This is a genomic window from Seonamhaeicola marinus (genome assembly GCF_008085455.1).
This window is the reverse complement of record NZ_VSDQ01000729.1, coordinates 495,342-505,111: the sequence shown is the minus strand read 5'-3', so window position 1 is coordinate 505,111 and position 9,770 is coordinate 495,342. Positions and strand designations below refer to the sequence as shown.

5 protein-coding genes and 1 pseudogene are annotated in these 9,770 nt (G+C 34.9%); all 6 read right to left on the bottom strand.

Going from position 1 to position 9,770, the window contains the following annotated elements; translation table 11 throughout:
* Positions 1 to 539, bottom strand: a pseudogene (locus tag FUA24_RS23215) (F0F1 ATP synthase subunit beta); the annotation flags it as partial.
* Between the two features lie 170 nt (positions 540 to 709).
* Entirely contained in the window at positions 710 to 2,242 is a 1,533-nt protein-coding gene (locus tag FUA24_RS23210; RefSeq protein ID WP_148545679.1) for an SGNH/GDSL hydrolase family protein, read from the bottom strand.
* Positions 2,243 to 2,254: 12 nt separating this feature from the next.
* On the bottom strand, positions 2,255 to 5,038 hold the full coding sequence (locus FUA24_RS23205) for a TonB-dependent receptor (protein ID WP_148545677.1): 2,784 nt from the start codon (positions 5,036 to 5,038) through the stop codon (positions 2,255 to 2,257).
* A gap of 180 nt (positions 5,039 to 5,218) precedes the next feature.
* Positions 5,219 to 7,066, bottom strand: coding sequence for a glutamine--fructose-6-phosphate transaminase (isomerizing) (gene glmS / locus FUA24_RS23200; RefSeq protein ID WP_148545675.1), 1,848 nt, complete (start codon positions 7,064 to 7,066; stop codon positions 5,219 to 5,221).
* A 115-nt stretch (positions 7,067 to 7,181) separates the two neighbouring features.
* Positions 7,182 to 8,882: a DUF4270 domain-containing protein gene (locus FUA24_RS23195; RefSeq protein WP_148545673.1), complete on the bottom strand. Its 1,701-nt coding sequence runs from the start codon at positions 8,880 to 8,882 to the stop codon at positions 7,182 to 7,184.
* A 25-nt stretch (positions 8,883 to 8,907) separates the two neighbouring features.
* A complete protein-coding gene (locus tag FUA24_RS23190) occupies positions 8,908 to 9,717 on the bottom strand; it encodes a glycogen/starch synthase (protein WP_148545671.1) in 810 nt (269 codons plus the stop codon).
* Positions 9,718 to 9,770 lie beyond the last annotated feature (53 nt).

The window sequence follows — 9,770 nt, the reverse complement described above, 5'->3', positions numbered from 1 at the left end:
AAACCACCGTGACCTTTTGCAATATTGTTAATTAACTCTTGAATTAATACTGTTTTACCTACACCAGCACCTCCAAATAATCCAATCTTTCCACCTTTGGCGTAAGGCTCAATTAAATCAATTACTTTAATACCAGTAAATAATACTTCGGTAGACGTAGATAATTCTTCAAACTTAGGTGCTTGACGGTGAATTGGTAATCCAGCTTCATCTGCTTTAGGTAAGTCTCCTAAACCATCAATAGCATCTCCAATTACGTTAAATAAACGTCCGTAAACATCTTCACCTATTGGCATTTGAATTGGTGCTCCAGTAGCTATTACTTCTGTTCCTCTACTTAAACCATCAGAAGAATCCATTGCAATAGTACGTACAGTATCTTCTCCAATATGAGATTGTACTTCTAGTACTAATGTTGAACCGTCAGGTCTATTTATTTCTAATGAATCATAAATCTTTGGAAGTTCTGAACCTGCTCCGAATTCAACATCGATAACTGGTCCTACTATCTGTGCAACTTTACCTGTAACTTTTGACATTACTTATCTGTTTAATATTATGCGATTTAATTGTATGAAAACATCGTTTTGTTTTCGCGTGCAAAGATATGGGTTTTAATTAAAAATTAAAGGCCTTTTTACATTCTTTTTTATTAATAAAAAACACCTTCGTTTTGAAGGTGTTTTATAAGGGTTAAAATTTAGGTATTTTATTGTAAGGCAGGCGAGTAGTTTGTTGGGAAATCACCTGCTTTAAAGAAGTTTCCAGAGGCTTCAAAATTGGTTCCAAAGGAATCATCTAACGCTTCTAAAAACTTATTTGCCATATAAGAATAACCTCTAGCAGTAAGGTGCACACCATCTAAACTTATAGTTCCTCCTGTTACTAGAGCACCAGTTAAAGTGTAATCGTCATATACAATACCAGTTGTAGATAATTGATTTAGAATAGCATTTAAATCTACTAAGGCTATATTGCTATTGCTGCTTGCAATTGCTTCTATTGTGGCGTTGTAAGCATTTGTGGCGTTTTGAATAGACATTTGCTCTTCTGGAGTTAAAACGTATTTATCTTCAAGAGCAATTTGGGTTCCATAGCCTTGTGGTATCAATGATGATAATGACAATACAAATAAATCTTCTGCAGTTGCTTGTCTAAACTTAGGTAGTGCGGCAAAAGCTGGGTTAATAGCGCCAAGGTCGGTTAAGTTTTCATCAATTATAACCATTGCATTTCCAGCTCCAGGAGCGAAGGTTATGGTTCTTTTCTGCACTTCCTCAGCTGTTAATAGACCTAATGGCTCTAAGGCAGCTAACGCCTGCTGTAAGCCTCCATTATATGCAGCATATCCTTGGTTTAATGCTGCTGCAGTACCAGAATTTAAAGGTACCGGATTGTAGGGTACAGTTGTAAAATGGGCTAAATCGGTAATGTTAGGAACATTGGTAACTAAGCCTTTTGCGCCATTTGAAGTAAGTTGCGCTACAAGGGCATTAAATGTATTAGCGAATACATTAGGGTCTGTAATATCCGAACTACCATATGTTAAAGGGTTTAAATTACCGGTTTGGTCTACACCACTTCCTCCAGATAAAGCGTAACCTAAAACATCATTTCCTCCAATCTCGGACAGTGTAAAAAACGTTGGGTTTTGAGCTATAGCATCAGCTATTATGGAAGAAGACGGACTAGAAGCCATTCTTACGAAATATGGATTTGAGTATACACCTACACCAGCTAAATCGCCATAAGTATTTGATAACAAATGAAAGCTTTTGGCTCCCGGAACGCCAAGGTTATTGAACGGTCCTGTTGGGTTATTAAGTACAATATCAGTAGTAACCGTTACCGGGCCAATTACAGATTCTAGTGAGGTAGGAGCATTGAAGAAAACTAGTCTTGGTTCTGCAATACGCGTTCCATTTGCTGCAAGACCTCCAAAATTATCATTCATAAGAGGCTGTTTAAATTCTCCTCCTCCAATCATTGCAAATTTTTGCGATAATAAATTGGGAAATGAGTTTGCCTGACTTGCTTTAAATAATGCATTATCTGTAAAGCCAGCCGTAAAGGAAGCTCCTACAGCGACATACTTAGAGAAGTCAACTCCATTTGCCGTTAATTCAGGTAATTCAGGAGCACCTTCTGGTTCAATGTTAAAGTCTTTTAATACATCTTCAGGTTCATTACATGCTGTAAAACCAATAAGAATTAATATTAGAAATATATATTTTGTATTCATAATTGCTTTTAATTATAGGTTGTTAATTGTCCAAGAAACGTAATACATTGAACCTATAAAACCAGTTCCAAATGCAGTGAAATATTCCTTACCTGTTAGGTTTGTTCCTCCAGCTTTAAAAGTAGACTTTAAACTCGGCACCTTTAAGCTTATTTGAGCATCTAATACATGAAACTCTGGAACTACACCGTTTCCAAAAGTGGCTTCCCAATAATAATCATCACTAAATCTATAAGCCACATTAAAACCAAAGTTTTTAAAGAGCTCGGTATTTCCAAATGCTGCTTTGAATTTGTGTTCTGGAGTGTTAAAGTTAGTTGCGAAATCTGGATAGGTTTCTCTGTCAAAATCTAATTTAGCATAGGTATAGTTCCCACTTAAATCAAAATTTCCAAAGACCTTAGTTGAAAGACCAATAGAAGCACCATAGGAATTAACATCGGCTGGAGAATTCGTATACGTACTATAAGCTTGAAAATCTCCGTTAGAAATTGCTGCTACTGAAAGAGCACCATCTCCAACTGTTCCATAGAAAGGTGAAACAACTACCTCTTGAGAGATAAAATCCTTATAACTGTTATAGTAGGCACTTAAATCTACAGTAAAATTGTTGAATTTACCTCTGTATCCAACTTCAGCAGAACTTACCTGTTCTGGTTGTACCAAGTTAGGATTTGCAACATCTAAAACAGCAGGGTTTCCAGTTTCTCCTAATTCTGTAACAGAACTTAGGGTGTAGGAGTTAGTGTATGCTACACCTCCCGTTTGCGTAATTGTTGAAGGCTGGCCAAGTAATTGACCACTAGCACTTACTTCATAATCTCTAACGTATCGATCTAAATTATCGGGAGCAGCTCCAACCAATATAGCTCTACCTGCATTTAACCCGATAAATAAATCTTGTGTTGTTGGGTTTCTAAAACCTGTTTGGACTGAAGCTCTAAAATTATGATTTTTGTTTACAGTTAAGCCAGCTGAAATTCTTGGAGAATAAAAACCATCAAAAAATTCAGATTTGTCATAGCGTATAGAACCAGTAAGTTTTAATTCTAAGGCATCGTTAATTTCTATGTTTTTCTGAATCTGAGTATACAATCCAAATTCAGAATAATCAATGGGGCCATCGGTATCTGTGTAAATAGTCCCAGAAGAATTAAGACTGTATCTTCTATAAGATCCACCTACTTGAATCTCTGCAAAATCTATTAAATGGCTAAAGTTGTAATTAGCATCGGCATGGTAATATTTTGAGGCATCTTGAAACTTTGAACCAGTAGAAAGATCTGGATCATTGATGCTTCTATTAAAGGCTGCTCTATATTCTGGTGTTCCTGGTAAAAACCTTCCAGTATCAGCTGCTGTTCTTGCTGCCGCATGAGCTTCGGAATCTGTAGCGCCCGATAGCGTAGCTGTAATGTAAGCGCCAGCATACTCTCCAAACCATGTATTATCATCTTTCCAAGCTCTATTTATATTAATTCCTGTAAAAACCATATCATAAGAGTCACCTGCTTTATCTGAAACTACATAACCTCTTAGGAAGAAGTTGTTATTTCTAATTTCAAGTTTATGTTGTTGTTGAAAAAAGTTGGCAATGTTATAACGGTTTGTTCCCTGGTAAATCGTGGAACCTGTACCGATTTTACCAACGTACTGAATTTCGAAGTCATTTTCCCAAGGACGGTAATAAAGTCCCCAGTCGGCTTTTACACTTTCGGCGTTGTAGTTTGTAAGGTCACGTTCATTATAACCCGTTCTACTAACTACAACATCAGGTATTAAGCTTGCTAACGCAGGATTAGGAAGCTCATTAAGAAAATCTTCGCTTTCTTTTACTACTTTTAAATTTGTCGAAACTTCATCTCCATAGACATTGATACCATCATAATTTAAATCGGCTCTTGTACCACCAACTGTGGTTTTGTCTACTTCACTGGTAGCTTGCCAATCTGTTCCTTTTAAGTAACCAAAATTAACTTTGGCCGCAAATTTGTTACTGAATTTATGAGCAGCTCTAATACCGAAGTCTACATAGCTATTGTCTCCAGCAGATTCTTGAGATGTTATACCTTGCTTATAATAGCCGCTCATACCATGGTGATCAAACGGGTTTTTACTTCTCATAAAGAGAATACCGTTAAATGCGTTTGCTCCATATAAAGCTGAGGCTGCACCAGGTAATAACTCAACGCTTTGTACATCAGTTTCTATCATACCTACAAGGTTTCCAATTGGAAAGTTAAGAGCAGGAGTTGAGTTGTCCATTCCATCTACTAATTGCATAAAGCGATTATTGGCAAATGTTGCAAACCCTCTTGTATTAACAGATTTAAATGTTAAACTGTTGGTGTTAACATCTACGCCTTTAAGGTTTTCTAAGCCATCATAAAAATCGGCAGATGCCGTATTTCTAATTTCTTTAAGTCCAAATCGTTCTACAGTAACTGGAGATTCAAAAATTCTTTCAGGAGTTCTTGAGGCCGAAATTACAACTTCATCAAGGGCATTTCCTTCTTTTAAAATGATGGCAAGCACTTGATTGTTGGATGTAACATCTTGATTAGCAGTTTCAAATCCCACACTACTTGCTTGAATTTGAAAGGGAGGATTCTGATTGTATGTTAATGTGAAGTTACCGTCAAAATCTGTTACGGTTCCAACAGTGGTTCCCGTAATGATGATGTTAGCACCAGGTATGGGTTGTCCATTATCATCTTTAACAGAACCTGTAATAGTTGTTTGTGAATATGTAAAACCACAAAAAAACAATAAAATAATAGGGATAATTGTCTTCATTCAGTTAAATTAGTTTTAGTTACAGAGGCAATATATAAATAAAATCGCAAAAAACTATGCATGCATAATATAATTTAACAAAAAAAGGGGTTAAAAACTGAGTTTTTCTTAATTTTTTGAGCTAAAACTAAAAAACCCAAGGCTTTTGACCTTGGGTTTCTAATTCAATTTATGTTTGTATTATTCTACTGTAACTGACTTTGCTAAATTTCTTGGTTGATCAACATTTTTGTCTAATAATACAGCAATGTGATAAGAAAGTAGTTGTAAAGGTATTGTGGTTAACAAAGGCGTTAAAGGTTCCAGAGTTTCTGGTATTTCAATTACATGATCTGCGATTTCCTTAACCTGAACATCACCTTCTGTAACTACTGCTATTATCTTACCTTTTCTCGATTTTATTTCTTGAATATTACTTACTACTTTCTCATAATGTCCTTTTTTAGTAGCAATAACAACCACTGGCATGTTTTCGTCTATTAATGCGATAGGACCATGTTTCATTTCAGCAGCGGGGTAACCTTCAGCATGTATATAAGAGATTTCCTTTAGTTTTAATGCGCCTTCTAGAGCAACAGGGAAGTTGTAGCCTCTACCAAGGTATAAACAGTTCGGAGCATCTTTGTAAATATCTGCTATGTATTTAATGTGAGCATCAGATTCAAGAGCCTTTTCAATTTTACCAGGAATCATTTCTAATTCTAATAGGTGGCGTCTGTAATCTGAGCTACTTATTGATCCTTTTGCTCTTGATAGTCTAAGAGCCATTAAAGCTAAAACTGTAATTTGAGTCGTAAATGCTTTCGTTGAAGCTACTCCAATTTCCGGCCCAGCATGGGTATAGGCACCAGCGTCCGTTTCTCTTGCGATAGAAGAACCTACAACATTACATACCCCAAAAACAAATGCTCCTTTTTCTTTTGCCATTTTAATAGCGGCAAGCGTATCGGCAGTTTCACCAGATTGAGAAATTGCTATTAAGATATCATCTTCCCTTATTACTGGGTTCCTATACCTAAACTCAGAAGCATATTCAACTTCAACGGGAATTCTGGCTAAATCCTCAAAAATATATTCGGCAACTAAACCAGCATGCCATGAGGTACCACAAGCAACAATAATAATACGGTTGGCGTTAAGGAATTTCTTCATATTATCCTCAACCCCTGCCATCTTTATTATAGCTTGATCTCTTAATAGTCTACCTCTATAGGTGTCTAAAATAGCTTTTGGTTGTTCATGAATTTCTTTTAACATGAAATGTTCGTAGCCTCCTTTTTCTATCTGCTCAAGATTTAGTTGAAGTTTTTGAACATAAGGGTCAACCAAAGAGTCATCTTTAATTTTTCTAATTTTGATAGGCTTATGAAACCTTAAAATAGCCATTTCTTCATCTTCAAGGTAAATGGCGTCTTTTGTATATTCAATAAAAGGAGAAGCATCACTAGCAATAAAGAATTCATCTTCGCCAATACCAACGGCTAAAGGACTTCCTAATTTAGCCACTACGACTTCTTCCGGTTTATTTTTATCAAAGACAGTTATAGCATATGCACCTACAACTTGGTTAAGTGCTATTTGTACTGCCTTTCCGAGTTTTACATTCTCTTTAGTTTTTACGTCTTCAATTAAATTTACAAGAACTTCGGTATCAGTATCAGAATGAAATGTGTATCCTCTGGCAATCAATTCTTGTTTTAGAGAATCATAATTTTCAATAATACCATTATGAATGATAACCAAATCTCCAGAGTTTGAGACATGAGGATGCGAATTAACATCATTAGGAACACCGTGAGTGGCCCAACGGGTATGACCTATACCAACATTTCCATGTTTAGTAATTTCTTTATCAGAAATCTCAACTAAATCGGCTACTTTGCCTTTAGTTTTGGCAACTTTCAAATCCGTACCATCAAACAATGCCACACCAGCACTGTCGTATCCTCGGTATTCAAGACGCTTAAGTCCTTCAATAATAATTGGATAAGCTTCTCTGTGTCCAATATATCCTACTATTCCACACATAAGTAATTATTTGGGTTATTTAATGATTAATAGCTAGGCAAAGATGTAAAATAAATGCTAAACTGGGTCAATTAATATATAAACTTATTGTTTTAAACGATGAAATAACACAATTCTATTTAGGTTCAGTGGCAAAAATCTTTAATCTCAGGCGCTTATTATAATTAGGATCCGTATCTGGTATATTATTACCAAACAAGATTGTCCCCTTTGGAGTTATTACTGAAGCGGATGGCACATTTTCAACTTTAAGGTTTTCAGGAACACTGTTATTTTCGTCTAAAGTTGTAGCGTTAGACACAAAATTTACATTAGTAGAAAGTACTAAACCAATTTTAGTGTTTAGAGAATCTTTTAAAAGCAAGTCATTTAAATGTTCAGTAAGTCTAATCTTATATTTGTATTCACCAGGTACAGTATCTCTGCGTGTTGAATGAATAATTTTAGAGTTAACTGGATTAGTAACATTATCGGTAATATCTGTTGCGTAATCAACTAAAAATGTACTGTTTTTAACATCAAAGGCATATAGGCGATCATATTTATGGTAGTCTTCATCGTTTCTTAAGCCTGCTGTTATTTTAGCATTGTCTTCATATATGACTAAATGCGCTTCATTTATTAATTTACGTAAAATAAAATCACCAGTTGTGTTATCAATAAGATACTCAGTATCGCTAATCGGGACTCTATATTCATCTAAAAAAGCTTTTAGGTCATTTTCGGTAGGAAACAGATCTACAATAGCCATAGAACCTTCAGTTCCTTTCAAGTACAATGTTTCATCCCCGTTGTTAGTGTCTCCATCATTCAATGGAGCAGAGTAATCATTATTAAATGTATTAAGTCTATTACCAGCAAAATTAAAACTAAAAGATGCATTTACTCTTTCGCCAGCATTACTCTCATCATCTCTCTGATAATAGATGGTAATGCCTGCATCAGTTGAATTAAAATTAAGCATAATCATGCTACCATTATTATTCATAGCCTCAGCCTTAAAATATAGGCCTCTAAAGTAATTTTTAAAATTACTTGCATTGCTCAATTCAGCTTGCCCTTCTTTAAAAATTATTTTGTTTTGCCAATAAGAATAAGGTTCATCGTCATCCAAATCGCCTAGTTTTAATCTTAATGAAGGTGCAAATCTGGTAGTGTCCGACTCCGTTTTTGTGACAACTATCTTATCGCTAAAGGTAATAGCATCATTTGTCATAATAGGATTTACACTACTTAAGTCATCAAAATTAATTAAGTTATTTTCTGTTTGCGCATAATTATCTGTAGATCCTGCATTGTTATGCGAGTAGTATTTTTGATTTTCATCTAAGTTATTCGGATCTAAATCTCTTAAGAAGTACCCGTTTTCGTAGATAGACAACTTAATTGGCATATTAGCCGCCCCATATAAGGAGTCGCTTATTGTGTATACATTAAATCCATCACTATCTGTTCCAATAACTCTACTAAAATATGGTATTCTAAGAATTACCGAGTCTATAACAGGGTTGTCACCAAAATCGGGGTCATAGCTAGAAGGTGTAATGTCTGTAACTATACTAGCTGTAGTTGTACCGAAATCTGGGTCATTAAAAAAACCTAAAAGGTTAGATGGTAAGTTATTTACCTGAAGCCCTTTTAACCTCTTGTTATATGAAACTACAGGATGTTCTTTTGCTCCCGTGTCAAAATTAGCGTTGTCTTTTCCTAAAACATCACTATCAAGAACATAAAAATCTTTATCACAAGCAACAAAAGAGGTAATTAATATAATGGCAATAGCAGGAACTCTTAGAGTTTCAAAAATCTTTTTCATAAAGGAGCGCTTAAAGAATGACTTGTTAGCTTAAAACGGTATTGTTAAAAAATGTTGTATAAGCTTCGCCAAATTCATCTCTGTTTTTGTATTCTAAAATTGGTTTTTCAGATGCCTCTAAATACGCTTTTAAATCTTCTGGAATATTTTCTGAACCAACTATTAATGCATCAGAATAATCAATAGCAACTTTCATAAGGTTGTTATATGAAGGTTCGTCTAGCACTTTAACAGCATCTTCGTTAATGTTGTCAAATTTAATCTTATTCAGCATGTCTTTGTTTAAAGTATTGTTAAAACTTTGGTTATACACCGAGGTAACAATTTTACTCTCGCTAAATAAAGGTTCGTCCTTATAATATTCTTTTAAATAAACCGGTAACAAAGATGCAAGCCAACCATGAACATGAATAACATCTGGAGACCAGTTTAATTTCTTTACAGTTTCTATAACACCTTTAGCAAAGAAAATGGCACGTTCGTCATTATCCGAGAATAATTCTCCATCTTCATCGGTTAAGGTGGCTTTTCTTTTAAAGTATTCATCGTTATCTATAAAGTATACTTGAATACGTTCTTTAGGAATTGAAGCCACTTTTATAATAAGAGGCATATCTAAATCGTTAATAACCAAATTTATTCCAGAAAGTCTAATTACTTCATGTAGTTGATGCCTGCGTTCATTAATATTTCCGTATCTAGGCATGAAAATTCTAATTTGTCCACCTTGTTGATTTACTAATCTAGGTGCTTCAAACGACATTGAAGAAATTTCGGTTTCAGGTAAATAAGGCACAACTTCAGATGATACATACAATATCCTCTTATCTTTCATATGTTTGTTTTTATTGGCTTTTAAAAAACCATTTTACTTAATCGATTTAACGA